At 64.9% G+C, this 25209-nt stretch carries 26 protein-coding genes and 1 pseudogene; 17 read left to right on the top strand and 10 right to left on the bottom strand.

Features of this window, described 5'->3' with window-relative positions; translation table 11 throughout:
- Position 1: 1 nt before the first annotated feature.
- From C446_RS14335 to C446_RS14320, 4 genes are all read left to right on the top strand, one after another.
- The gene (locus C446_RS14335) at positions 2-340 is read left to right on the top strand and encodes a hypothetical protein (protein ID WP_006673849.1); all 339 of its coding nucleotides are present in this window, start codon (positions 2-4) and stop codon (positions 338-340) included.
- A 94-nt stretch (positions 341-434) separates the two neighbouring features.
- A complete protein-coding gene (locus C446_RS14330; RefSeq protein ID WP_006673848.1) occupies positions 435-890 on the top strand; it encodes an SHOCT domain-containing protein in 456 nt (151 codons plus the stop codon).
- Between the two features lie 70 nt (positions 891-960).
- Positions 961-2205, top strand: coding sequence for an MBL fold metallo-hydrolase (locus tag C446_RS14325; RefSeq protein WP_006673847.1), 1245 nt, complete (start codon positions 961-963; stop codon positions 2203-2205).
- A 296-nt stretch (positions 2206-2501) separates the two neighbouring features.
- On the top strand, positions 2502-3047 hold the full coding sequence (locus C446_RS14320) for a flavodoxin domain-containing protein (RefSeq protein ID WP_049920256.1): 546 nt from the start codon (positions 2502-2504) through the stop codon (positions 3045-3047).
- A gap of 43 nt (positions 3048-3090) precedes the next feature.
- Here the strand turns inward: C446_RS14320 and C446_RS14315 are convergent, their stop codons facing one another.
- Positions 3091-4473: a restriction endonuclease gene (locus tag C446_RS14315; RefSeq protein WP_006673845.1), complete on the bottom strand. Its 1383-nt coding sequence runs from the start codon at positions 4471-4473 to the stop codon at positions 3091-3093.
- A 132-nt stretch (positions 4474-4605) separates the two neighbouring features.
- Between C446_RS14315 and C446_RS14310 the strand changes: the two genes are divergently transcribed.
- The 3 genes and pseudogenes from C446_RS14310 to C446_RS20105 all read left to right on the top strand — a co-directional run.
- Entirely contained in the window at positions 4606-5142 is a 537-nt protein-coding gene (locus C446_RS14310; RefSeq protein ID WP_006673844.1) for a hypothetical protein, read from the top strand.
- An 87-nt stretch (positions 5143-5229) separates the two neighbouring features.
- Positions 5230-6363, top strand: coding sequence for an N-methyl-L-tryptophan oxidase (gene solA / locus C446_RS14305; protein ID WP_006673843.1), 1134 nt, complete (start codon positions 5230-5232; stop codon positions 6361-6363).
- A 22-nt stretch (positions 6364-6385) separates the two neighbouring features.
- Positions 6386-6851: pseudogene (locus C446_RS20105) on the top strand (transposase); the annotation flags it as partial.
- Here C446_RS20105 and C446_RS14300 read toward each other — a convergent pair.
- The 5 genes from C446_RS14300 to C446_RS14280 all read right to left on the bottom strand — a co-directional run bounded on the left by C446_RS14300 (position 6843) and on the right by C446_RS14280 (position 13010).
- Positions 6843-8426 carry a DUF5305 family protein gene (locus tag C446_RS14300; RefSeq protein ID WP_006673842.1) on the bottom strand — a complete coding sequence of 528 codons (1584 nt, stop codon included), beginning with the start codon at positions 8424-8426 and terminating at the stop codon, positions 6843-6845. The pseudogene C446_RS20105 and the gene C446_RS14300 overlap by 9 nt on opposite strands.
- A gap of 20 nt (positions 8427-8446) precedes the next feature.
- Complete coding sequence (locus C446_RS14295; RefSeq protein ID WP_006673841.1) at positions 8447-9643, bottom strand: signal peptidase I; 1197 nt, start codon at positions 9641-9643, stop codon at positions 8447-8449.
- 93 nt (positions 9644-9736) lie between these two features.
- Positions 9737-11059: a hypothetical protein gene (locus C446_RS14290; protein WP_006673840.1), complete on the bottom strand. Its 1323-nt coding sequence runs from the start codon at positions 11057-11059 to the stop codon at positions 9737-9739.
- A gap of 872 nt (positions 11060-11931) precedes the next feature.
- Positions 11932-12498, bottom strand: coding sequence for a hypothetical protein (locus C446_RS14285; protein ID WP_006673839.1), 567 nt, complete (start codon positions 12496-12498; stop codon positions 11932-11934).
- A 20-nt stretch (positions 12499-12518) separates the two neighbouring features.
- Positions 12519-13010 carry a hypothetical protein gene (locus C446_RS14280; RefSeq protein ID WP_006673838.1) on the bottom strand — a complete coding sequence of 164 codons (492 nt, stop codon included), beginning with the start codon at positions 13008-13010 and terminating at the stop codon, positions 12519-12521.
- Between the two features lie 547 nt (positions 13011-13557).
- On the opposite strand from C446_RS14280, the gene C446_RS14270 reads away from it, so the two are divergent.
- Together C446_RS14270 and C446_RS14265 are read left to right on the top strand one after the other, a co-directional pair.
- Entirely contained in the window at positions 13558-14250 is a 693-nt protein-coding gene (locus C446_RS14270; RefSeq protein ID WP_049920254.1) for a DUF7344 domain-containing protein, read from the top strand.
- 186 nt (positions 14251-14436) lie between these two features.
- Positions 14437-15504, top strand: coding sequence for a hypothetical protein (locus C446_RS14265; RefSeq protein WP_006673836.1), 1068 nt, complete (start codon positions 14437-14439; stop codon positions 15502-15504).
- A 3-nt stretch (positions 15505-15507) separates the two neighbouring features.
- On the opposite strand, the gene C446_RS14260 is transcribed toward C446_RS14265, so the two are convergent.
- Positions 15508-16443 carry a TIGR03571 family LLM class oxidoreductase gene (locus C446_RS14260; RefSeq protein WP_006673835.1) on the bottom strand — a complete coding sequence of 312 codons (936 nt, stop codon included), beginning with the start codon at positions 16441-16443 and terminating at the stop codon, positions 15508-15510.
- Positions 16444-16662: 219 nt separating this feature from the next.
- Positions 16663-18636, bottom strand: a complete 1974-nt coding sequence (locus C446_RS14255) for an aconitate hydratase (protein WP_006673834.1) — start codon at positions 18634-18636, stop codon at positions 16663-16665.
- Positions 18637-18825: 189 nt separating this feature from the next.
- On the opposite strand from C446_RS14255, the gene C446_RS14250 reads away from it, so the two are divergent.
- A complete protein-coding gene (locus C446_RS14250; protein WP_006673833.1) occupies positions 18826-19308 on the top strand; it encodes a deoxyuridine 5'-triphosphate nucleotidohydrolase in 483 nt (160 codons plus the stop codon).
- A 148-nt stretch (positions 19309-19456) separates the two neighbouring features.
- Here the strand turns inward: C446_RS14250 and C446_RS19135 are convergent, their stop codons facing one another.
- On the bottom strand, positions 19457-19633 hold the full coding sequence (locus tag C446_RS19135; protein ID WP_160162978.1) for a hypothetical protein: 177 nt from the start codon (positions 19631-19633) through the stop codon (positions 19457-19459).
- Positions 19634-19796: 163 nt separating this feature from the next.
- Between C446_RS19135 and C446_RS14245 the strand changes: the two genes are divergently transcribed.
- The 7 genes from C446_RS14245 to C446_RS20295 all read left to right on the top strand — a co-directional run bounded on the left by C446_RS14245 (position 19797) and on the right by C446_RS20295 (position 23904).
- Positions 19797-20357 carry a hypothetical protein gene (locus C446_RS14245; RefSeq protein ID WP_049920253.1) on the top strand — a complete coding sequence of 187 codons (561 nt, stop codon included), beginning with the start codon at positions 19797-19799 and terminating at the stop codon, positions 20355-20357.
- 82 nt (positions 20358-20439) lie between these two features.
- Positions 20440-20904: a hypothetical protein gene (locus C446_RS14240; RefSeq protein WP_006673830.1), complete on the top strand. Its 465-nt coding sequence runs from the start codon at positions 20440-20442 to the stop codon at positions 20902-20904.
- An 85-nt stretch (positions 20905-20989) separates the two neighbouring features.
- The gene (locus tag C446_RS14235) at positions 20990-21433 is read left to right on the top strand and encodes a hypothetical protein (protein WP_239639516.1); all 444 of its coding nucleotides are present in this window, start codon (positions 20990-20992) and stop codon (positions 21431-21433) included.
- A gap of 187 nt (positions 21434-21620) precedes the next feature.
- A complete protein-coding gene (gene gnd / locus C446_RS14230; RefSeq protein ID WP_006673828.1) occupies positions 21621-22529 on the top strand; it encodes a phosphogluconate dehydrogenase (NAD(+)-dependent, decarboxylating) in 909 nt (302 codons plus the stop codon).
- Between the two features lie 211 nt (positions 22530-22740).
- Positions 22741-23061: a HalOD1 output domain-containing protein gene (locus tag C446_RS14225; protein ID WP_239639515.1), complete on the top strand. Its 321-nt coding sequence runs from the start codon at positions 22741-22743 to the stop codon at positions 23059-23061.
- A 568-nt stretch (positions 23062-23629) separates the two neighbouring features.
- Positions 23630-23785 carry a hypothetical protein gene (locus C446_RS20100; protein ID WP_006673825.1) on the top strand — a complete coding sequence of 52 codons (156 nt, stop codon included), beginning with the start codon at positions 23630-23632 and terminating at the stop codon, positions 23783-23785.
- A complete protein-coding gene (locus tag C446_RS20295) occupies positions 23782-23904 on the top strand; it encodes a hypothetical protein (protein WP_275039919.1) in 123 nt (40 codons plus the stop codon). The genes C446_RS20100 and C446_RS20295 overlap by 4 nt, the downstream gene beginning before the upstream one ends.
- A gap of 5 nt (positions 23905-23909) precedes the next feature.
- Here C446_RS20295 and C446_RS14210 read toward each other — a convergent pair whose 3' ends face one another.
- Positions 23910-25151, bottom strand: a complete 1242-nt coding sequence (locus tag C446_RS14210; protein WP_006673824.1) for a hypothetical protein — start codon at positions 25149-25151, stop codon at positions 23910-23912.
- Positions 25152-25209 lie beyond the last annotated feature (58 nt).

Below are 25209 nucleotides of genomic sequence, written 5' to 3'. Positions count from 1 at the left end.
TATGACCTCGCTTACCCGGCCGATCTGGCCTGCGTACCTGCTCTCGGTGTTCGTCGCCGGCCTCGGACACTGTTATCTCGGCCACTGGAAACGCGGGGTGAGCTGGTTCCTGTTGTACGCGCTCGCGCTCGCGTTCCTGAGCGCCCGGACGATCTCGGGCGCACTCGAGCCGGGCGAGCCGTTCGTCATCACCGCGTTGCAGTTCGAACAGGTCGCGTTCACCAATGTCGCCCTCCCGCTTGCCGTCTTGATCGTCTGCCTGCTCGATGTCTATCTCCTCGGGTTGGCGAAGCGAACGGAGTCGCCGGCGGCGGCGGAGCCACGTTCGAACGGCTCCTGACTGCCGACTGTGCGCTCGGTGAAGTGTGACTGCCGTAGTAGTTGCTGTATTGATTTATCGAGCGGTTTTTGTGGCTCCCAGACGAACAGTTGGTATGGGCCGTCTCGGCACGCTCTTGCTCAAGGGAGTCGGCGTTCTCGTCCTCGCGTTTCTCGTCCTCAGCGCCATCGCGACGCTGGTCGGGATCGCGTTCTCGATCGTCGTGACGGCCTTTTCGATCGCCATCTCGCTTGCCGTCCTGGGGCTGTTCGTCCTGGCGGTCCTCGGGTTACTGTCGCTTTTCGGCGACTCCTCGGATACTGACCGCTTCGAGGGGTTCGACGCGAATCTGGGCTCGAGCGAGTCCGATGCTACCACTACCGCCACCGCCGATCGTCCCCGCGATCCGGAATCCCGGCTCCGGGAGCAGTACGTCTCGGGCGAACTGAGCGAGGCCGAGTTCGAACGCGAACTGGACAGGCTACTCGAGGACGGGACGGGAACGAACGCCGACACTGGACCGAGAGACGGCACCGATCGGTCCCGCGAGTTCGACCGGGATCGTCGTTGACGGTGTCTCGAACACCCGTCGCGGCGACCGAACCGACGGACGCAAACCCCTCGAGTCACAACAGACGGGCATGGAGGTCGAGTTTCTCGGTGGGGCACGCGAGATCGGTCGGAGCGCGATCCTCGTCGACGACGCGCTGTTGCTCGATTTCGGGATGGACTCTGGGAATCCCCCCTCGTTTCCGCTCGAGGGCGACGGCCTCGATCCCGAGGCGGTCGTGGTCAGTCACGGCCACCTCGATCACGTCGGAGCGATCCCGACGTTGCTGTCGGGCGACGCTCGGCCGACGATTCACTGGACGCCGCCGACGGGCGAACTCACGCGGGTGCTCGCGCGGGACACGCTTCGTTTGCACGGTGGGACCTACGACTGTCCGTTCACCGAGACCGAAGTCGCCCGCCTCGCCCAGGTCTCGGAGACCCACGGCTACCGCGAGCCGTTCGAGGCCGCCGGCTACGAGGTCACGTTTTTCGACGCCGGCCACGTCCCTGGCAGCGCCCACGTTCTGATCGACGACGGCGAGACGCGACTCCTCTATACGGGCGACTTCCACACCGAGCGACAGCGGCTGCTCGCCGGAACGACCGCCCGCATCGAGGCTGACGCCGTCATCTGCGAGAGTACCTACTCCGACGTCACCAGGCCGCCCCGCGAGGAGATCGAGGCCGCCTTCGCCGAGAGCGTCGAAGCGACAATCTGGGGCGGCGGCACGGTCGTCGTCCCCGCGTTCGCGATCGGACGTACCCAGGAGATGCTCTGTCTCTGCGAGGAACACGGCCTCGAGTGTTACGTCGACGGGATGGGGCAACGCGTCACCGAGATATTCCTGCGGGAGGGCAACCGCGAGTTTCTCCGCGATCCCGATCTCCTGCGGCGGGCGAAGGGCAACGCCCGGTTCGTCGACGGTCGCGACGGACAGCGAAAGCGCATCGCCGAACAGAACACGGTGATCGTCACGACCAGCGGGATGCTCCACGGCGGCCCCGCGATGACCTACGTGCCGGCGATTCGTTCGCACCCGGCGAACAAGATCACCATGACCGGCCATCAGGTCGAGGGGACGCCCGGCCGCGAACTGCTCGAGACTGGGAGTGCCGAGATCGACGACCGAATGATGCGGGTCAGCGCGCAGGTCGAACAGTACGACTTCTCGGCCCACGCGGACCGCGAGGGATTGTTCGAGTTCCTCGAGTCCTACCGTGATAGCGAGATACTGGTCAACCACGGGGACCGCTGTGTGGCGTTCGCCGAGGAACTGCAGGCCGACGGGTTCGCGGCGACTGCGCCCGAACTCGGGGAGCGGGTATCGGTGTAAGCATCAGTATCTGGATCGGTTCGAATCGTTAGCAAGCGGACAGCTTGGCACCGTCTAGTTAGCGCAGTTTGCGAAACGAGCAGGTCGTAGAGTTAGTTTGGATCAATGCTCGCAGACCTGCTCAGCGAGAGCCACACGGCGGAATTTGATGACTGTTGGTAGCGACCCAGACCGTTTCCCCCTCACAGTGATAGTTTGATACTGGTTGGCACCGTCGTTGAGGGCATGACACCTCCCGGTCGTTACTCACCTCCGCTGGAGTGGCCCCTATCGACTCGAGGTGAGCCTCGATGCCGATGACCCGTGTCCTCGTCGCCTACGGCTCGAGCGAGGGACAGACCGCCGCGGTCGCCGAGCGGATCGGCGAGATACTCGAGACGGAGGGCTGTGACGCGACGCTGGTCCACCTGCAACACCCGCCGTCGCCCCTCGAACCGGCGGTCTACGACGGCGTCGTTGTCGGTGCTTCGGTCCACGCGGGGTCCCACCAGCGCTACGTCGAGTCGTTCGTCCGGAGCCACCGGGAGACGCTGAACCGACGGCCCACTGCGTTTGTCTCGGTCAGCCTCTCGGCCGCATCCGACGACGCCGAGCGTCGGGGGACGGCCGACGAGTTGCTCGATGGGTTCCTCGAGAAAACGGACTGGGACCCGGACGGAACGCTGTCGGTTGCGGGCGCGCTGAAGTACAGCGAGTACGGGCTGTTCACCCGGCTCCTGATGCGCCGACTGGGTGGCAAAGAACGCGGGGATACGGACACTTCTCGGGACTACGAGTACACCGACTGGGAGGCGGTCGAATCGTTCACGCGGGAGTTCGCGACGCTGGTCGACGGGGACTGATACCCGGCAGTGCCCGGACGGTCGCGCCGAGAGCGTGTTCGAGTCAGACGAACCCGATTGCACTCACCACGAACGCTGCCGCGAGTATTGCAGCGAGGACGGCACCGACGGCGAGTGGCACGTTCTCCATCGCCTTCTCGTACAGCGCCATCTCCTCGTACTCCCGACGGAACGCCTCGCGGTTCTCCTCGTCGTAGAAGTACTTCGTCTCCAGCGCGAACCGCTCGGTGACCGCACAGCCCGTACAGACGGGGTCGTCCTCGAGCCGTTCCGTTCGAACGTGCTCGTCGCAGTTGATGCTCCCACAGTTCGGACAGTAGGTCAGTCCCTCGCCGTGCTCGTCGTCGGCCGCGGTTCCGCAGTGGACGCACTCACCCAGGTCGTTTCGCGTCGTCGTTCGGGAGGGGCCAGCGGCGTAGTACGCGAAGCGGTAGTCGTACTCGCCAAGCGAGAGCAGCGAGCGCACGTGGGGAAGGTAGACCGGATCGATCTCGTGGACGGTGATGTCCGAGCGGTTGGGAGTACAGGTCTTCTCGTAGTCGACGTTGTTGTCGCCGGTGTAGTGGACCGTCGTCGTGTGTGCCTGTCGCAGTCGGTCGATCGCCCACTCCTTGTACTCGGTCTCGGTCTGTCGGAATCGCTCGTGCTCGAAGTCGTCGAACGTCCGCTCGAGGTCGTCAGATCGCTCCTCGAGGTCGATCCTGGCCCCGCTTGCGTCCGCGTCTGTCACGAGCGACTGGACGTCGGTTCCCGGGACCAGGGGAGACTCCCGGTCCGCACGCAACACCAGGTTGGTCGTCTCGTCCAGGCTGTGAACGACGCCGACGGAGGTCTCGAAGGTCGCACTCGTTCGAGCAGTGACCGTCACGGTCGGCTCGAGGACGAGTCGTGTTTCGGGTGTCGGCAGAGTGGCAGGGTCGAGCCCCTCGATTTCCGCGACGGCGTCGAAGACTGGGGCGTCCCTGTCCGCAGTGGGGTGGGTAGGTCGAAGCGCCTCGTCACAGAGAATCTCGATTCGGCCGTTGTAGAGGTCCATCCCGATCTCTTCGCCGATCTTCCGGAGGTCCCTGCCGTCGAGCAACTCGACGCCACCCTGGGTCCGGGTCCCGAGCGCGGCAGCGTACTCTTCTGCAGGTCCGGTGAACCGACCTGTGGTGACGACCATCCCCCGAACGGGACCGTCGTAGTCGTAGGTCGCGACCGCCGAGTGGAGTTTCTGGACGACCGGCCGGCTCACGGTGTCCGTATGTTTGCACTCGACGACGACGGCGCGACGCCGTCCGTCGACGACCTCCTCCATCAGGATGTCCCGTCCCTCGTCTGCCGTCCGTGCCGACTGGCGGATGTTCTCGTAGCCGAGGTGGCGGAAGACGTCCTCCATCAGGTCCTCGAACTCGTACCCCGAGAGCGCGTCGAGTACGGCCATTTCGTTCACGGTTTTCTAGAGGTCGACGGAGGTTAGCCTTTCCGTCCTCGAGTTGCCGACCACCACACCCCCGAAAGCGGCAGCCGTTGCCGCCCCGCCAACGCCTTTTTGATGGTTCGTGGTCCGGCCGGTATGACCGATTCCGACCGCGGTCGGCCGTTCGACGCCGAACCTGCCCCGGACGACGACGTCGAACTCGAGGACGCCGAGGAGCAGGCTCTCCACGAGATGCAACTCGGAATCGAGTACATTTATCGTGCGTACGGCTGCCTGCTCGAGTTCCACCACCACGTCGGTCGCGGGATGAATCGGATGAGCGACGCGGAAGCGAAACTCAGGGAGGCCGGCCACGAGGAGTGGGCCGACCGGTTACACGACGACCACCTGCCGGCAGGCGCGATCGGCGATCGGTGGACGTTCGAACTCGTCGACGAGTTCGCCGCCGAGTTTCTCGACGAGATCGACGACCTCGAGGGTTCGATCAGGGACGATCTGGCCGACGGGGTTCCCCACGTGACCGAGCGCCGCCACAAGCGCCAGCTCAGGGAACGTGCGGACTGGGGTCGTGCGGGCGAACGCGGAGCCGACGATACGGCTACCGATCACGAGGTCGAGACCGACGGTACGGCGACCGACCGGGAAGACGAAGCCGACGACGGACCCGAGTAGTCGGGACGGGAGTCCTCGGGCGATGCGAGGGAGAAAGCGGGACTGAGAGTGAGAAGTATTTTCGCACCGCTTCCCGTATCGCCGTCTATGACCGAACGGTACGACGCCATCGTCCTCGGGGTCGGCGGCATGGGAAGCGCCGCCGTCGCCCACCTCGCCGACCGCGGCGTCGACGTCCTCGGCCTCGAGCGGTACGACGTGCCCCACGACTACGGCTCCTCGCACGGCCGCAGCCGTATCTTCCGGCTCGCCTACGGCGAGGACCCCGCGTACGTTCCGCTGCTCCGGCGGGCCGACGAGCTGTGGATGGAGTTAGAAGACGAGCACGACGAGCAGTTACTGTGCCGGACCGGGTCGATCGACGCCGGGCCCGCCGACTCCGACTTCGTCGCGACCTCGGCCCGGTCCTGCGAGGAACACGACCTCGAGCACGAACGGCTCTCGAGTGCGGAGTTGTCGGAACGGTATCCCGGCTACGAGCTTCCCGACGAGTACGAGGCGGTCTTCCAGCCCGACGGCGGCTTTCTCGCTCCCGAGAAGTGTATCGTCGCCCACGTCGACCGAGCCCACCGCGCGGGCGCGACGATCCGTGCCCGGGAACGGGTCGTCGACTGGACGCCGACCGGGACCGACGACGGCGTCCGCGTCGAGACCGATCACGACGCCTACGAGGCCGACGCCCTCGTCGTCACCGCGGGTGCGTGGGCCGCCCGCTTCGTCGACGAACTCGCGGGCGTCCTCGAGCCGGAGCGACAGGTCGTAACCTGGCTCCAGCCCGAGGAGCCGGCGCGGTTCCAGCCGGATCGGTTCCCGGTCTGGAACCTCGAGACGCCCGACGGCCGATACTACGGGTTCCCGGTCCACGACCTCCCCGGGTTCAAATTCGGCAGGTATCACCATCGCGAGGAAATCGTCGATCCCGACGCCTTCGAACGGGAGCCGACCCAGGCAGACGAACGGCTTCTCCGGGAGTTCGCTGAGGCGTACTTCCCGGCCGGCGCGGGGCCGACGATGCGCATGGAGAGTTGCCTGTTTACGAACACGCCGGACGAACACTTCGTGCTCGATACCCTGTCCGACCACCCGCAGGTCGCGATCGGCGCTGGCTTCTCCGGACATGGATTCAAGTTCGCCAGCGTCGTCGGCGAGATTCTCGCCGATCTCGCCCTCGAGGGCGAGACCGACCACGACGTGGACATGTTCTCGCTAGACCGGTTTTAAGTAGAACCCACCTCAGGAGTAGCGGTCGCTCACCTCCAACCAGTCCGGCTTCGAACTCAAGAATACGAGTGGTCGGCCCGTGTTGTGGGTGAGCAAAACCGGTGAGAGTCCGACTTACCTCCACCGAACCATCCCCGAGAACGCGACAATCAAACAGGTCACGGTCGAGTAAGAACCCACGGGGAGCGGTTCGCCGCGTTCGGTATCGACACGGACGAGGACGTACCCGAGAAACCGGAGAATCCAAAGCGAGTCGTCGGGATTCACGTTGGCATCCTGCAGTACGCAGATAATACGGACGGGACCCCCGTTACGTCGCCAGATTTCCAGACCTCTCCGACGAACGCGAACGGTTGGAACGTGTCCGACGCGATCTCTCTCGGAAGAAACACGGCTCGAACGATTGGGGACAACAGCGCAGGACTGTCGCCCAACGCTACGCCGACCTGAAGCGGAAGCGCCGAGCCTTTCTCCACAAGTTATCCTCGGTTGCCGACGCCGGACTCGAGTTCTCGAGCGTCGGATTCGTTCGCCACGGTCGGATCGTCGTTCGTCCCCTCTTCCGATCCGATGTCGTTTGCCAACTCCAGCATCCAGTCGTCGGTGTGGGTGGGTTCGTTTTCGCCGGGCCACGGGTCGTCACCGTCACGGCCACCGGCACCGTCAGCCCCACCGTCGGCGCTCGATATCCTCACCCCGTCGGTATCGCTCCTCCCTGGTTCCCACACGGTGGTACTGCCGTGGTGTTCGTCCGCTTTGTCGCTACCGTCTCGTTCGCCCTCGCCCTCGCCCTCGTCCCCCCTCGCGCTCTCGCCGAGGACGGAGCCGAGCCGAGTACTGATCCGCGAGAGGAGGCCTCGGGCGGACGCCGGGCCCGCCGACACCTCGTCTGCAGTGTCGCCCGCTCTCTCCACGGGGTCGCCGGCGTCGGTGACGGCGGTCGGCGGCGACGGGGGATCGTAGACGTACGTCGTCCCGCCGTGGCGGACGACGTACCGGTCCGTTCGTCGATCGAAGAGGATCGCGGCTCCGACGTCGATCCCTAGCCCGGCCAGCTCCTCGAGGCTCTCGACGGTCACGGTGCCGTGACGTTCAGACTCGTCGGCGCACGTCGAGGGTGGCAGGCGGGCGCGGGTAATCACTCCTGCGTACTGCTCGTGGTGGTCGCGGTAGGCCAACCACTCGCGTTCGGCCCGCGTCGGCTCGGGCAGTCGGCGAGAAGCGACCGCCGTTCCGACCAGGCCGACGAGTCCGACTCCCAGCACCGCCGGGCCGCCGATCGACCGGAGCGGACCCGGGGTCGCAGGCGTCGTCACCGTCTCGTACTCCTCGTCGTGGGTTTCGTCGTACGTGTCCGCACCCTCGAGTTCGTAGGTGTTCCCGTCGTACTCGAGCGACACCGCGTACGGATCGACCGCTCTGCGATATTCGCCCTCGATCTCGCCTTCGATCTCCCGCTCTATCTCGAGGCGGATGTCGGTCTGGCCGGGGCTGGCCCCCAACTCGTTTTCGATCTCGTCGATGGCGGCCCCGACCTCGGTGACGTCGACGGCGAACGCCGCGTCGACGGCCTCGCCCGGCTCGACGCTCGACTCGTTTACCGACACGAGCCGCTCTTCCTGGTGCCAGTAGACGGTCTCCGCTTCGGGGTCCTCGGCGCTGTAGACGAGATCGACCGTCACCGTGACCTCCACGTCCCGTGCCGAATCGGCCTCGTAGCCGGCGGCGAACTCTCCCTCGAGTTCGGGGGCGATCGCAGCGTAGTAGAGTGGCTCATCCTCGAGGACGGTTCCGTTCGGGAACACCTCGGTCGACTCGGTGACGGTCGCCTGGTGGGAGAGTTCCCCCGTCGCCGTCCAGGCTGACTCGAGCCGCTGGTTGGTCTCGACGCCGGGTTCGGCGTAGGCACCGTAGCTCATCCACGCCCCCAGCGTGAGCAGGACGACGAAGGCGATCACCAGTGCCGTCCGATACTCCGCCAGCAGGGCGCGAAGCTCGAGCCATCCCGTTTCGGCCGTCCCGATCGGCTCCGCATTCGCGTCGTCGGTGTCGTTGGTTGCCATTGTCGCGTTTCACTCCGTATCTATCGCGAGCGTCTCGTCCGTCGATCGCCGTTCGGTCGGTCGGTCCGTCTCCGCCGGGCCGTTCGACGCTGCGCTCGAGGTTCGGCCGGCCCGAGCAGGCGACGACCGAGCCAGTAGAATCCACCGCCGAGGATGGCGAGGATGGTCAGCGCCGGCACCCACGGGTGGAGGTCGTACAGCGCGTCCAGGACGGGGGCCGGCAGCACGTACAGGTATCGGTGCTCGGTAACGTAGACCGGATAGTGGCCGGTCTCCGCCGGCGCTGTAATCGAGACCGGCACCGCTTCTGAGGACCGCGAACCGACGGTGGTCGGCCCCGACTCGGCGTCGACCCCTTCGCTTCCCGATTCCAGGTACGCGACGACAGGGACGATTCCGCCGTTGTCCACTTCGTAGGAGATTTCGTCGGTCGTTCCCTGTTCGATCACCATCGGTCGCTCGGACTCGAACTCCGCGCTGATGACGTCGTAGGAGTGGGTTCCTGCCGGCGCGATCATCGCCGCACTGGCGGCGACGACTACCAGCAGGGCGAGGATACCGGCGAGCAGCCGCGGGTCCAGCGTCTCGTACTCCGCCCGGTCTCCCGCCGGTCCGGGCCGCTCGGACGCGAGTGCTGACCGTCCCGTGGGTCGACGCCGCTCCCGGAGCGTTTCGACTGCGTACAGGAACAGCGACAGCCCCAACAGGAGATACGCGATTCCGGCCGTATCGAGGAACGCTCGAATACCGAGCGTCGTCGCGAGCCATCGTTGCCCCCACTCGAGTCCCTCGCCGATCGCCATGACGGCGGTTCCGAGGTTCGGAACCGTGACGACGTCGTCGTTTACCTGGAGCGCGACCGCGACGATCTGGCCGTCTTGAACCGGGGGCTCACCGCCGTCCTGGTCGGTGAAGGGATTCGCGTCTCCCTGGGTGACGTACCCCCGATCGGTCTCGGCGACGACACGGTGGGTCGTCAGACCCCCGCCTTCGATCTCCTGGGCGTCGAAAACGACGACATCGCCGACCGCCGGGTCGTCGGTGACTTCGCTGGGGACGGCGACGAACCCGTCGCCGGTCTCGATCGTTGGTTCCATACTCCCGGTTTCGACGAACCCCAGCAGGATCGGCTGGCCCAGCAACTGTCCAGCGAGCAACGCCACGAGAACGACGATCGCCACCCCCTGGAGCCCCCGGCTCACCCCCCGTCGGATCATTCCCAGTTGAGGCAATTACGTTCTATCATTTGAAGGTTTGGGACATGAAATATTTTGCGCACGCTCGAACTGTTCTACGAACGTAGGGACGACTCAGCGATACGTCCGCACGAGACGGACGGCCGCCAGACCGACGAAGATTCCGAGTGTGAGAGCACCGCTTACCGTTGCAACGGCTGTGGCTACCGTCCCGTGGCCAGACCCGAAGCCGCTTCGGTCCACGTCGGCCGAGTCGTCAGTTCCGTCTCCGGGGTTTCGGTCACCGGTTCCGGCCCCCTCGCGGACCGGGTCCGAGTCGGCGTCACCGGTGTCGTCGTTTGCGCTCACAGTTCCCCGTCGCTCCAGGGTCACGACGTGGTCGGTCTCGGAGACGACGGGGACCGCGTACTCGAGTGTCCGCTCCGTTTCGTTCACGCGCTCGAGGGCAGCGTCGGTCCATCCACTCTCGTCGTAGCGGTAGACGGCGATCGGGTCCGTATCGTCGTCGTCTCCGAGGATCGGTTTCGGCTCTTCGTGCAGGTCACGATCGACGACTAGCCGGTACTCGACGGTCTCGAACGCCGCCACGGAGTCTCCCTCGAGTGTGATCGTGCCGACTGGATCGTCGTCGGTGTCGGCGTCCCTTCGGAGCTGTTCGATGCGCTCGTCTCCGGTCGGCCATCGATTCGTCCCGATGGTGACCGATCCCTCCTCGCCTGCGGGTCCGATCACGACGCGCTCGAGAGTGATGCCGTCGGTCAGCGCCATCCCTGGCAGGTCGATCGTCTCCGGGCCACAACCTCCGGCGTTCGTGACCGAGACCACTCGAGTCGTCTTTTTCGGGGTCTCGACCGCTACGCTCGGACCGACCGGGCAGGGCGATACGGCGGATGCGCCGATCTCACCGTCGGAGATGTCCGTCCCGTCGGAAGCGTCCGGACGTTCGACACGAATTTTTATCCCTTCGATCAACGGGTCTATCGTCTCCCGATCGCGGGTGTCGACGGTGAAACCGACATCGAGCGAACGCTCGGGCTCGAGCGTCGTGCCGTCGTGTTTCTCGTCGATCGCCGTCCGGCTCCCGTCAGAACGGTAGAAGCTGACGCTAGCGGAGTCGTGTTCGAGCCAGATACGGGCACGCTCGTCGCCGGTGTAGTCGAGCCGGAACACGTCGTCGATGCCGGTGGTCGCCTCTGCCGGGACGCCGTCGCCCTCGAGGGCATCGTTGCTGGCCGTGAGATCGATTCCGAGTTCGTCGTTCCCGTCGAAGTGTGCGTATGCCCCGTTCGGTCCGTCGTGTGGCTCGATGGTAACGTTCTCGAGGACGCGGTCACGGTCATGGTCACGGTCACGATCCTCTATCACGCCAGGGCTGCTCCCGCCGGTCGCGGCGACGGTCAGCAACAGGACACACAACACGGCGAGTACGAGCGCCACCGCTCGTCGGCCCGTCGGTCCCCTCCTCGTACGGCGTCTACGATCTCGCGTCGACATGCGTATTCGGTGTGCTCTCGTATTCGAACTCGCGTAACTCACTGCCATCCCCCGGTTCTCCAGTCCGGACGGCCGGCCGTTCGTCGGGGTAGCGTTGCGTTCGACGACGGCGACGACGGCGACGACGGCGAAAGCCGTCGGCGGGAACGCGCCGGCGATCGGGTGTGGCGGGCAGTGGACACGTCGGAGTGACCACTGACGTGGCGACGCGACCGCCGATGCGAGCGGGTGAACGGGTGAGAGTATCGGTGATGGATGACGAGTGATCGGTGATCGGGCGTTCGAGCACTCCTCACGGCCGCGTCGTCACCTGCCTCGAGAGCCCCCAAGCTATCGAGGCGGCCGGTGGTTCGCTCACCGTCGCGTTCCCGCTCGAGGGAACCGCGGCTACCCGTATTGTAATACGGCCGTTGACTCGTGTCCGCTACGGGTCAACGAGAGATTCGCTCTCGTCAACGTCGCCGGAACCCGACGAGTTCCGGTGTGTGTGCAAGATCAGTGGTCTTGTGAACGCCGTGAACAGCGTGGCGTCGGAGACGCCGCGGGCAGACGGCGGAATGCTCCCGTTGCTCGAAGATAGTCCTACCTGTAACGATTTGCACACTGACCGCCGGTCAGTCTGGCGAGCAGGTACGCACTGACGTGCAGTGACTACTATCGATACCAAGGCGGATTCCCCGCCTCACCGTGGGCGGGGGCGATACTACTGGACAACAGTCTGCACACACCCGATCCCGTCTCGAGTACGATCGGTGTGTGTAGTGGTTTGTCCGATAGTATGAAAGGCAAAGAACGTCCGGGCTGGCCGTCCTCGATCAGCTTGGTCCGTCCGTGTCCGCGTGCAAGACGACGGGGTCGTCAGGATCGTACGCGGGCGTCGTATCGCCCGAGTCTTTCTCGACCGCAAGCCCGATGTATGCCTGTTCGCCGGTCGCTAGCTCGAGTTGCTCCTCGTCGCCCTCGAGCCGTGAGCCGTTGTCGGATTCGGGATAGAGGAATATATCCTCCAGAAGTGTTTCGTCGTCGTCCTCCGGGAACTCGGCCCAGAAGTACACGTCCTCCCCATCCGATCCGGCGTTCGTAATCCGGAACAGTTCGTCGAACGTGGTCACGGCACCCATATTGGCACCGTCTCCGGTTCCGTCGACGTTTGCGAGAGAGTTGATGTCGAGTGCGATCTGATTACCGACATCTTCCGTGAATTGCTCACTGATCTCGGAAACCTCCGGACCAAACTCTATACTGAGATACGCCTCGGCGTCGTGGGCGATCTCGACTTCGACGGTCCGTTCGGCCTCAACGGTGCTGAAGGCACCAGTACCGAGCGTCAACCCACCGGCGGCTACGCCACCTGCTGCAACGATAAACGATCTCCGTTTCATGAGTGTACCCGAGGACGGGGTTACTGTGCCTCGGCGTAAATCGTGACGTCTCCCTCGCTCTCACTACCGGAGGGATCGGTCGTATCGACGGTGACGTCGACGTCGACACTCTCGCCAGGGTTGAGCGTCTCGTCTTCGGGCAGCGTTAGCGTCACGTCAGCGTCCTCGAGGTGGACTTCCGTCTCGTTTCCGTCGTCACCGTTTTCGCCGAATTCGACCAGCACGTCGTCCTCGGTCCCCTGGTTGGCGATCGTGACGATCCCTTCGACTTCGGTCACAGCGTCGTCGTTGAAGCCTGTTCCACCACCTTCGGCCGTCACATCGACGCCGAACGCGAGTTCGAGTTCACTCTCCGTCGGGTTGGGATTGGCGATGAAGTCTTCGTCGCCAGTCAGTTCGAGGTAGGCCTGGGCGTCGCCTTCGACGTCGACCTCTACCGACCGCTCGGCTTCTACGGTCGAGAACGCGCCCGTACCGACGACCGCCGCTGCTCCCGATGCCAGTGCTCCCATTCCAATGACGAATTTGCGTCGTTCCATAGTTGGATGCTCCGTCTTGTCGTCTCGTGTTCGCGGGCGACCACAGCTGCCATCCACACGGACCAGCTCGATATCGTCGTTCGCCCGATCCCCACCGCGGGGATTACATCTCGGACAACCCTGCCAAGGGGTATTGTAATACACTCGTGGAGTTAATTTCAATTACCGAAGAACGATCGTCAACACTCGACTGACTGAACCGAACTGGAGTCGGCCATCCGTTGACCTGGTAGAGGTCGGACCCAACGACTCCGACTTGCGGTTCCGGTTCCAGTTGACTCACGGTCACCGAACTCGAAAACGCCGGTCGATGCCGGAATCGATCGTTGACTCGGCGTTAATAGCGTCTTGAACATCGCTTTCGCCCGTCGACCGTCGGCCGACGCCCGTCCGTTCGAGTATTCCACTCGTTGACTCGGTCTGAAACGTCGATTGTGAATTCCGCTCCGTACCGATTGGAACCAAATACTTATTTCTTGCATAACTATTTTACCAGTGAACGTAATATGGACTACCCGACATGGGGGTAACGCAAGCAGGCTCTACTGGGGAAACCGACACATCGGATCACGATACGGCCGATGGGGTGGCCGACACCGACACTGTCGGCCCTGCCGATGCCGAGGGTTCACCAGCCACCGAGCCGACCGACGAAGCGCTCACCGAGGACGAACTCTTCGAGATTCTTTCGAACCGGCGTCGCCGCCACGTCCTCCACGAACTCATGCGCGAAGGGGACGCGATCGACATCGGGACGCTCTCCGAAGAGATCGCCGCCTCCGAGGACGGCCTCGAACTTCACGAGGTTTCCAGCAGCGATCGCAAGCGTGTCTACACGGCCTTACACCAGTCTCATCTCCCGAAGATGGACGAGGCCGGCGTTATCGAGTTCAACCGGGACCGCGGGACCGTAGAGCCCACGGCAGCCCTCGAGGACGTCGAAATCTACATGGATGTCGTACGAGGACACGAGATTCCCTGGAGCGATTACTACCTCGGACTGACTGCGCTGGCTGCAGTTTTGCTCGCGGTCTCTGTGGTCGGTCCCGGGCCGCTCGCGGCGCTGTCCCCGTACCAGTGGGGCGCGTTCGTTCTCGTCTCCTTCGGGGTATCGGCCGTCGCACACCGCTACTACGCCCGCCGAAATCGGCTGGGGATCACGGACGGCCCGCCGGACGTAGCTCTCGAGTACCGGGACGATGACGGTGCCTGACTCACGGCTCCGAACTCGAGTGCGAACGGACGGCCGGCCTCTCGAGTCGGCTTCGAGGCGTGTCGGCCGTTCGCGATGGACGACCACGACCACGACCGAACTGGAACGTGCCCAACGTAACCGAACGATCGCATGACACGGAAACGAAACCGACCGATGACAGGAACGAGACGTACCATACTAGCCATGCTTGCCGGCTCGAGCGGACTGTTGGCCGTCGATACCCTGGCTCTCTCGAACGCCGGGGCCGAGCGAGACGTCGAGATCGACGCCGTGGCGGACGAAGAGGCGTACCTCGGGCTGGTCGAGACCGGCGACTCCGACGATGGTGTCGAAACGAGCGATCTCCTGTTCGGGGACGACGACAAGCGGTTGCCGCTCGCGACGTTCGACGTCGCCAACCAACTCCCGGACGATATCCACGAACTCACGTTAGCGCTCGAGGACGACACGCTCCGGTTCGAAACCGAGGCAGGTACCGTAACCGACGACGGTACCCGACTCGAGGTCGAGGAGTTACGTCCCGGAACGGAGATCGGCGTCGGGATCGATCTGAACCTCGACTGTGACTGGTCGTGTCTCGACGAGCCGATCACGACGCCGATCGAGATCGTCGCCGACGGGGAGACGAGCCACATGGACACCGTGCGTACCCTTACGGTGATCTCCGGCGTCTTGCTCGTGTGCGATCTGCGCTGGTTCGGCTGGAACAAGATTCTCGTCGTTCGGAAACGACGCCAGCTGGACGAACACGGGAATGCCTATCTCGCGTTGCTCGTCGAACTCGTCCCCTGTGACGGCGACAAACGGCGGACCGAAGCGACCATCGACGCGAGTTACGGATCGCTCCCGACGCTTCGACTCCGGTTTCCGGACGCGCGGATCCCCGTCGACGATCGAGGTCCGAGATCGGCCCACCCATCCGCTCCCGATCGGAACACGACCGAGTCTCCATCCGCGTCCGACACCCGGTCCGACGAGGAGTTGCGGGACGCGATCACGAAAGCCCCGACCGTGACGGTCGACACCGAACTCGAGAGCGGTCCTGGTGCCAACGGGCGGGCGAAAAGCGAACCCGAAAGCGACGGCGAACCCGAGTCCCCCTCGAGCCACGACGACCGGTCCCGGTCGCTCGTCCCCGTCCTCGAGGTCGACCCGAACGGCACAGCACCCGGGACTGCGGCGAAATCACGACGGACCGAGACGGTCGATATCGAACTCGAGTCGGGCGACGACGGGAAATCGAACCCGTAACTGTTACTCCGCAACGATCGCTTCGGCGAACCGCGTCATCGCCGCCTCCGGGTCCTCGTTCTCGATCGAGACGATCACGTGATCCACGCCGTACGCGTCCAGCCGAGCGAAGTAGTCCCGGAACCACTCGATGCCGGCCCGATACCCCAGATGAAGCTGTTCTGGGCCTGTGGCGGGATCGTCGGCCACCTCCACGCGGACCGCCATCGCGTACGGCTCGTCGCCGGCGTCGGCCCGCCACCGCTGTACGTACTCCTCGAGGGTGCGCTCCGGCAGGTGATAGAACAGCCAGCCGTCCCCGTGCTCGGCGATCCACTCCCGTGACTGCCGGGCGTTCCCCGTCGGAAGCATCGGAATCGATTCGCTCGTCGGCTCCGGGACGATCTCGAGTTGGCCATCGAGTGATCCCCACTCCCCCTCGAGTTCGGGGCTCTCTGCGGTCCAGAGCGTCCGGATGGCTTCGAATCGCTCGCGGAACAGCTCCCCACGCTCTTCGCGGTCGATGTCGAAGGCGGGAAACTCCGGATCGCGGTCGCCCGACGCGACGCCGAGCACGAGCCGGCCATCCGACAGGCGGTCGACGGTGGCCGCCGATTTCGCGACGTGGATCGGATGCCGGAGCGTGAGGACGACGCTCGCGGTGCCCAGCGCTGGCTCGTCGGTATGGGCGGCGACGTGGGAGAGCCACGGCCAGGTGTCGAACGTCTGTCCTGCGTCGCCGAACGCCGGCCAGTAGGTCGGAACGTCGCGGGCCCAGAGTCCGTCGAATCCCAGCGACTCGGCGTGGCGAGCGAGTTCGAGTTCCCGGTCGATGTCGGGCGTCGACTGACTCGTTCCCGTCAGGGGGAAACCGAGGCCAACCGTCAGTTCGTCGCTCTCGAAGAGGCGTCGATACCCCGCGTTCGCACAGTCTACCCCGGTGCCGTTCGCAGTCGGCATTCGCTCGAGCTATCCGCTGTGGGGGTATGACGGTGACGGAACCGGCATTCGGCCGAGACGGTCGGGGCGGCCGGGACGACGAGTCGACGAGTCGGCGAGTCGGCGAGTCGACCGACTCGCTCGAGGCACTCGAGGCGCTCGGAGACAACCGAAAGAAAACGAGAATCGAACGGCGAGTAGCCGGTAGCAGCCAGTCGTCAATCGGCAGTCGGCAACCGATCAGTCGTCGGCGGGTGTCGCGCCGCTTCCGCTCTCTTCGGCCTGCTCTTTCGTCCAGGCGAGCTTGCCACCGGCCGCGAGGATGTCGCGTTCACGCTCGGAGGCGTCGAGCGTGGCGGTGTACTCCTCGTCACCGACACGGACCGTGAACTCTTCCTGACCGGAGGTGACGGCGTCGTAGACGTCGTCGACGATTTCGACCTCGTCGCCCTGGTCGATGTCCTCGTAGGTCTCTTCGTCGATCGTCAGGGGGACGATCCCGAAGTTGAAGAGGTTCGCGCGGTGGATTCGGGCGAAGCTCTGGGCGAGGACGGCCTCGATACCGAGGTACATCGGACACATCGCGGCGTGCTCACGCGAGGAGCCCTGGCCGTAGTTCTCGCCGGCGACGAGGACGCCGCCGTCGGCTTCCTTCGCGCGCTCGGCGAAGGTGTCGTCGACGCGGCTCAGAGTAAACTCGGAGAGCTTCTCGATGTTCGACCGGTACATCAGGATGTCCTGGGTCGCAGGGATGATGTGGTCGGTCGTGATGTTGTCTTCCATCTTCAGGAGTGCATCACCCTCGATGTCCGATCCGAGTTCGTCCCGGAGCGGAACGTCGCCGATGTTCGGGCCCTTGACGAGCTCGTCGTCGGGGGCTTCGTCGGGCGTGATGAGGTCCGTCTTCGAGCCGTCGTACTCGTCGGGGAGCTCGATGCCTGGGTCCTCGAGGTCGCCGAGTTCGTCGGCGAGGTCTCGGGGGTCGACGATTTCGCCTTTGATCGCCGCAGCGGCGGCGACTTCCGGCGAACAGAGGAAGACGTTGTCGTCTTCGATACCGGAGCGACCCTCGAAGTTGCGGTTGAACGTCCGCAGCGAGACGGAGTCGCTGGCGGGGACGTGACCGATACCGATACACGCTCCGCAGGTCGCCTCGGAGAAGTTGACGCCGGCAGCCATCATCTCCGCGACCCAGCCCTCGCGGGCGAGCATCTCGGAGGCCTGCTTGCTACCGGGCGCGACGATCATCTCCGTAGTCGGGTTGACCTCACGGTCCTCGAGCATCTTCGCGGCAGGGAGAATGTCCTCGTAGCCGCCGTTGGTACAGGAGCCGACGATGACCTGGTCGACGTCTTGGCCCGCGACTTCGCGGACGGGGACGACGTTGTCCGGCATCGACGGCTGGGCGATCAGCGGCTCGAGCTCCGAGAGATCGACGACGATCTCGTCGTCGTACTCGGCGTCCTCGTCGGGCTGGAGCTCGACGTACTCGTCGCCGCGGCCGACACGCTCGAGGTAGTCTTCGGTCTGCTCGTCGGTCGGGAAGATCGAGGAGGTCGCGCCGAGCTCGGTGCCCATGTTGGTGATAGTCATACGCTCGGGCGCGGTGAGCGATTCGACGCCGGGACCGGTGTACTCGAGAATCTTGCCGACGCCGCCCTTGACGCTCAGGCGTCGCAACAACTCGAGGATGACGTCTTTCGCCGTCGCCCACTCGGGGAGCTCGCCCTCGAGGCGGACGTTGACGATCTCGGGCATCTCGATGTAGTAGGGAGCACCGCCCATGGCGACGGTCACGTCGATCCCGCCAGCACCGATCGCGAGCTGACCGAGGCCGCCGGGGGTCGGTGTGTGCGAGTCGGAACCGAGCAGCGTCTTGCCGGGAGCCGCGAAGTTCTCGCGGTGGACGTTGTGACAGATACCGTTACCGGGTCGGGAGAAGTACGCACCGTATTTGCCGGCCGCAGAACGCAGGAAGCGGTGGTCGTCGGTGTTCTTAAAGTCGAACTGGTAGGTCTGGTGGTCACAGTACTGGGCGGCGATTTCGGTCTGGACTTCGTCCAGTCCCATCGCCTCGAACTGCAGCCACACCATCGTCCCCGTCGTGTCCTGAGTGAGGACCTGGTCGATCTCGATACCGATTTCCTCGCCGGTCTCGAGTTCGCCGTCGACGAGGTGATCGTCGAGAACCTTTTCGGTGAGAGTTTGTCCCATAGCACCCGAATCTCGGCTGTCCGGCCTGATAAAACCAGCGTGTTTCCATGAGGAACGACCGTGTTGATTTCGACCAGTGAGCAAGCCTTCCCGCAATTATTGCGGGTCGGCCGACCGGTTGGTCCTCGGCGCGGCCGGGGGGTGCAACCGAACGGATACCCTTTTTTCGCTCCCCGGGTACACACGGACATGTTCCGGTCCGGTGCGTTCGTCGCCGAGCACGTCTCGCCGACGACAGACGAGCAGGTACAACCCAACGGCGTCGACCTCACCCTCGACGTCGTTTTCGAACAACTCGAGCCAGGGTATCTCGGTCGGGACGGCAAACAGATCGGCGACCGGGTCGCCCGCCCGATGGAGGAACTCGAGGAGAAAAACCCCGACACGTACTACCTTCCGGCGGGAGCCTACATCGCACGTTACAGCGAACGTATCGAGATTCCCGAAAACCACGTCGGCTTTGTCTACCCGCGCTCGTCGCTGATGCGCAACTCGTGTATGCTCAACACGGCGGTCTGGGATGCCGGCTACGAGGGACGCGGCGAGGGACTGCTGCAGGTCCATCACGACATCCAGATCGAACGCGGTGCCCGGATCGCCCAGCTCGTGTTCGCGGAAGCCGACCACGAGGAGGTCTACGACGGAAGTTATCAAGGAGAGAACCTCGAGTGAGTCTTCACGCCGCGGTCGGTTCGGAAACCTCTTCTTTTGTTTCGTGATGAAATCCTCGTTTTTATCCCTCTCCACAGCTCTCCCGTCGTCGGCTCCTCGCTGACACCGACGCCGGCAGTCTGGTCGCCCTGGCTGGTTGTACGACGGTCTACAGCACGCTGCCGAAAGAATCACCTACGCTCGGACGCGACGGCGGCGTATTCCGGCCGTTCCCGCACTCGCTCACGCGACCGCAGAGTTGCTCTACGACTTCGCCGACGAAGCCGGCGAAGCCGGCGAGCACGCCGCCGACGCCCTCGAGGTCTGGGGTCGGATCGACGATCACGATCGGTTTCTCGGGTACGATCGGCTGTGGTTGGAACGCCGTGTGGAGTACGCCGAGGAACGCCCGTGGGAGTCGCCACCGGTGACGCCTGATGCGTGTCGAGCATCGAGAGGATCACTTTTCCCCGCTCGAGACGAACGACGGGTATGCGCGGTGATCACGGATGATGGCGACCACACACGTTTTCGTCGCGCTCGCTTCCGTCGCGCCCGTCGCCGCGGCGATCCCGGAACTCCGAGTCCCGCTGGCGGTTGGCGCTCTTCTCGGCGGGATCGCTCCCGATTTCGATGTCGTCCTCGAGCATCGCCGAACCCTTCACTTCCCGGTGTGCGGCCTCGTCGTCGCCGCCTTCGCCGTCGGGGTTGCCGTCGTCGCACCCTCGACTCTCACGGCCGCGGTCGCCGCCTTCGCCGTCGGGGCCTGGCTCCACGCTGTGAGTGACGCCTTCGGTGGCGGCCCCGAGATGGACCCGTGGACCGATCCCAGCGATCGTGCTGTATATAATCACGTGCGCGGGCGCTGGATTCGTCCCCGACGGTGGGTCCGCTACGACGGCGCACCCGAAGACGCGGCGCTCGCAGTTGCTCTCGCGGCTCCGTCCCTGGTCGTCTTCGACGGGTGGCTCGCTGCCGTCGTCGCCGCGGGCGTCACGATCTCGCTGCTCTATGCGCTGGTTCGTCGTCGCCTGGTCACCTGGACGGCAGAGTGTGACCGACTCGAGTAACGCGGCGCGGACGGGCACCGATGCTTGCGACTGCCGGCCGCGAGTCGGAACGCTGATACCAGTTCCGTCCAACCCGTCCGGTATGGTCGATCAGTTTATCATGCAGACCGTCCACCTGATCTTCGCATCGGTCTGGGCGGGCAGCGTCTTCTACGTCGCGTTCGTCGTGCTCCCACTGGCTCGTGACGGACAGTTCAACACCACGGCACCGCTCGAGACGATCTCGGGGAAGTTGACGACTATTTCGCGGGTGAGTGCGCTGGTACTCCTGCTCTCCGGCGGTCACCTGGCGGGGACCCGCTACACGTCGGAGTCGCTATTCGGGACGATCAACGGCCAGTTGGTGTTGGTAATGGTCGCACTCTGGCTGATCCTGGCGGCGCTCGTCGAGGTTGGCTCGAAGCGGTTCGAGTCGGGGCTCAACGGGAAGAAGCTGCGTGAGCCGGCCGCCGATGTGCTCGGGCTGTACCGGGCAGCCGCCGTCGTCGCGATCGCCCTGCTGGTCGTCTCCGGCGCGATCACGACGAACGTCGCCACCCTCATCTAGCGGGGTTCCCGCGGTTCCGAACGGTTCGATAGGTGACGAAAATTCTTACAAAAGATACTTAGTCAGTTACTGTAAGGTACACCGCATGATGGCTAGGGGGAAAGACATGGCACTCTCGTTGCTGGTGGTCGGGACGGCTGCGGTTGCCGGCTACGTGCTCCGTTCGCGACGCTCGAGCGACGAGGACGGCGGGTCACGATCGAAGGCGAACCTCGGCGCACGGATCGTCGACCGCTCTAACGTTCCGCACGGAGCGACGATCGTCGACGCTTCGTCCGACCGGCTCGCGGACATTCCCGGCGCGCGGCGCGCGATCGGCCGCGCGGTTCGGAACGACGCCCGCGAGGAGTGGGCCCACGTCACGCTCGACCGGGACGGTGCCTGGTCGATCGTCGACGCCGTTCGGAACTCACTGCCGTACTACGACGGCGGCGAGACGGAGTACAACGGGGTCTACGTTCGCCACGGTGATCGCGTCGTGTTGCTCGATGCGATCGGCTGGGCGCGACTCGAGCAGCCCCGGCACTGAACCCTGACTCCGGTCCCGACCCCGACCCCGAGGACGATACGGGGACGCTCGTCGGCACTGGACACTGAGTCGCGGCGGTTCGCGAGAGTCGTCACTCTCCGGTTCGGCCGTTCGTTCTCCAGTTTCTCCGTCCTCTTCCTCGCGCAGAATCACAACCACTACCTCGGTTCCCCCCGGAGCTACCGCCATGCAACTGGGCGTCATCGGACTCGGACGCATGGGCCGGATCGTCGTCGATCGACTCCTCGCCGCTGACCACGACGTCGTCGCCTTCGACATCGACGACGACGCCGTCGCGGCGGCCGCGGAGGCCGGCGCGGAACCGGCCGACTCCCTTCCCGACCTCGCCGAAACGCTCGAGGCCGGAGACGGCGAGGGCAAACACATCTGGCTGATGGTTCCCGCCGGCGATGCCGTCGACGCCGCCCTCGAGGAACTCGACCCCCATCTCGAGCCCACGGACGTGGTCGTCGACGGGGGCAACTCCTACTTCGAGGACTCCGTTCGACGGGCCGAGTCCTGTTCCGCCAGGTACCTCGATTGCGGAACCTCGGGGGGGCCGGCGGGTGCGGAACTCGGCTTCTCGCTGATGATCGGCGGTCCCGAAGACGCCTACGAGGAACTCGTGCCCGCATTCGACGCGGTTGCCACGGGGCCGGACGGGCACGAACGCATGGGACCGGCAGGATCGGGTCACTACGTGAAGATGATCCACAACGGCGTCGAGTACGCCCTGATGCAGGCCTACGGTGAAGGGTTCGAACTACTCCACGAGGGCCGGTACGACCTCGATCTCGAGTCGGTCGCCTCGGTCTGGAACAACGGCGCAGTGATCCGATCGTGGCTGTTGGAGCTCTGTGAGGAGGCGTTCCACGAGGAAGGGTCGGACCTCGGCGACGTCGCCGACCGGGTCGAGGGTGGCTCGACGGGCACCTGGACGGTACAGGAGGGACTCGAGCAGGAGGTCCCGCTCCCGTTGATCTACACCGCCCTGGGCGAGCGGTTCGGGTCGCGCGCGGAGGACGGTCGGTTCTCGCGACGGCTCGCCAACCGGCTCCGGTACGGGTTCGGACGACACGAGGTGCCCCGGCGGTAATTCGTCGCGTCCGAAAAATTACTGTGGATTCGCCGCCGACCGAACCACGAAACGGAGACGGTCGAAACTGTTTTGACTCATTCTCGAGTCTGAAGCAGCCATTTCGAATCGGAGACGGAACCATACGACGACTCGTACCGTCATTCTATCTTGGCGTTTCGAGATGGAATTTTGAGGAATATACTTTACTGGTGCTCGTGTATCGGGTGCTATGAACCCATCCTCGAACCCGACGGCGACGGTAGTAGCAGACGGCGACCGACGGCCCAGTATGGCGATCGTCGACTTCGTTGCCCGCGAAACCGGTACCGACGCCGTCGAACTGTCCCCGCTCTACGACGCCGTCGATCCGGACGCCCTCGACTCGCTTTTACGCTCCGACGGGTTCGCTGCCCTCGAGTTCGAGTACGAAGGGCGGACGGTCGAGATCGAAGATGCCGACGGCAGCCTCCGGATTTCGTTCGCTGACGGTACCGTCACCGCCGAGGACAGCCAGGCGACCGTCGACGCTGGCTCGTCGCCCTCGCTGTAGCGGCTCACTGACGATCCTCGCCACCGAGTCGACGTTCCCGTTCTCGAGTGTTCGTCGTGGTGGGGAGTTCTCGGGGTACGGCCGCCCGATTCGGACTCGGTCGATGGTTCCTGTCACACGGACTCGTCTCTCGAGTTCGACGGGCGATACGGAATCGCTGCGTCGAGGCCGACACAACAGGCGACGGAGCTCGTTTCTGCCCGTATTTCGCGGACGTGTCGTCTCGCTTCCCGACGAGTAGCCTCGCTTACGTCTTCCAGTTTCGCGGGTTCGGCAGTTTGGTGCTTCGCGAGTCGGCCTCGAGTGGGGCGATCCGTCGCCTCGAGCCGGTCGTGAATGGATTCGTCTGCGGTACCACCGTCGGGAGAGGGCCGGTTCGGTACGGGCGGTCGATCGAGCCGTCGAGACCCCGTGAGTCGTCGGTCGTCATAGCTGTTTGCTGGAACAGCGAGCGTCCGCACCGCCCTGCTTCCGGCGGAGAACATACCCGTGCCGTTCCTGTGACAAACAGCACTGGTTGTACACAGGGATAAAAACAGTCAAACGGACAGAAAGCGTCGTCGAAAAGATGCGTCCGAAGGTAGCCGACCGGATGACGACAGTCGACAGGTACGTCCTCGAGTTGTTGTCCAACGAGGGGGGGGCTCACGAACTCGTTCTGTCAGTTCGGCTGATCGCAGAGAACACGGGCTGGAGCCGACAGACCGTCCGAGAACACCGATGACGCTGTGTGAACACGACCTCCTCGAGTACTACGACGAAACTGGCGGGACCTACCGGCCGTCGGATCGTGGCCGAGTCTCTCGAGGCAACCTCGACGCCACCGAACTCGAGGACGACTGACACCGTTACACGGGCTCCCGAAGCGCCCAGACATCAGCGGTCGGCTCGAGGTCGCTGGGTTCGCTTCCCCGGTCGGTCAGGATGCCCGCGTGGTACAGCATCGCCTTCAACTGGAAGACCGTCGGCGAGTGGTAGATTTCGCCGTCCTCGAGCGAAGCAAGCCGGAGGTCCCCGTCCTCCGTGAGCACCCGTCCGCGGACGGCTTCGTCTCCCCGGACGAACAGTTCGATAGTGAACGAGGGATAGAGTTCGTGGAGCCAGTCGACGACCTCGACCAGCGACGGCTCCGGGATACCGTGGTCGTGCATGGCCTGGAGTTCCCGGACGAGCAACTCCGTCGCTTCGTAGTCGAACACCACGCGGCGGGCCAGTTGTCCCCACGCCGGCGCGAGGTCGGCGAACCGCTTCGGCGAGCCGTGCCACGCCGCGAACTCCTCGAGGGCCCCTTCGACGCTCCCGTACCGGGCCTTCGCGAACCGGACCACCTCCTCGCCCAGCGGGGTCAGTTCGACCCTGGCGTCGGCGACGATCAGTCCGAGGAACGCGGCCCCGCGTCGGGCCTCCGCGACCGCGTCGACGACGTCGTATTCCGACAGCACCGTCGCGGTATCGCCGTCCGCGTAGTGTGCGAGCGGGTAGCCGAGGTAGTTTTTCGGGTGATTGAGGCCGAACGACTGGTCGGCAACCCCCTGGGCCCCGGCCTGGAAGCGGATCGCCCGCGCGGCCGTCGTCGTCCGATTGCCGACGACGCGGGGGACCTCGAGCGGTTCGACGCCGCCCGCGGGATCGACCCCGAGGACGCCGACGTTCAACTCCCGTGCGAGGGTTCGGTCCGGTTCCGAGATCGCGCCGACCGGTGTGGCGACGTAGGCGACGTTGGCCTCGCCGAGGCGGTCGTGGGCCTGAACGATCCCGCGTTCCGTGTCGACGCCGCCGCTCGCGTACCCCTTCGCTTCGACGGCGATCAGCGGCGGCTCGTCGCCGATCCGCTCGACCGCCAGCAGGTCGGACTCGAGGGTACGGACCCCGACCAGGTCGGGGTAGCCGCTCCCGACCTGGACGTGGTTGAACGGTGCCAGCAGGTCCCGGACTGCCGGATCGATCGGTCGTCCGGGTCGCCACTCCGCCTGGGAGAACTGGGTGTCGGTGACCGCGTACGACCGACCGTCCTCGTCGCCCGGAAAGAGCCGCTGCTTGGCACGGGCGAGTACCTGGGGTTCGGCCAGCGACCGGGCCGTGCTGCTCATACGGGCCGAATGCGAGCCCGCCCTCATAACAGTAGTTCTGTCTCTTATACACATCTCT

The sequence above is a fragment of the Halobiforma nitratireducens JCM 10879 genome, assembly GCF_000337895.1.
GTDB classification, from domain to species: domain Archaea; phylum Halobacteriota; class Halobacteria; order Halobacteriales; family Natrialbaceae; genus Natronobacterium; species Natronobacterium nitratireducens.
Note: the sequence above shows the minus strand (reverse complement) of the source record. Positions and strands in the feature narration are given on the sequence as shown.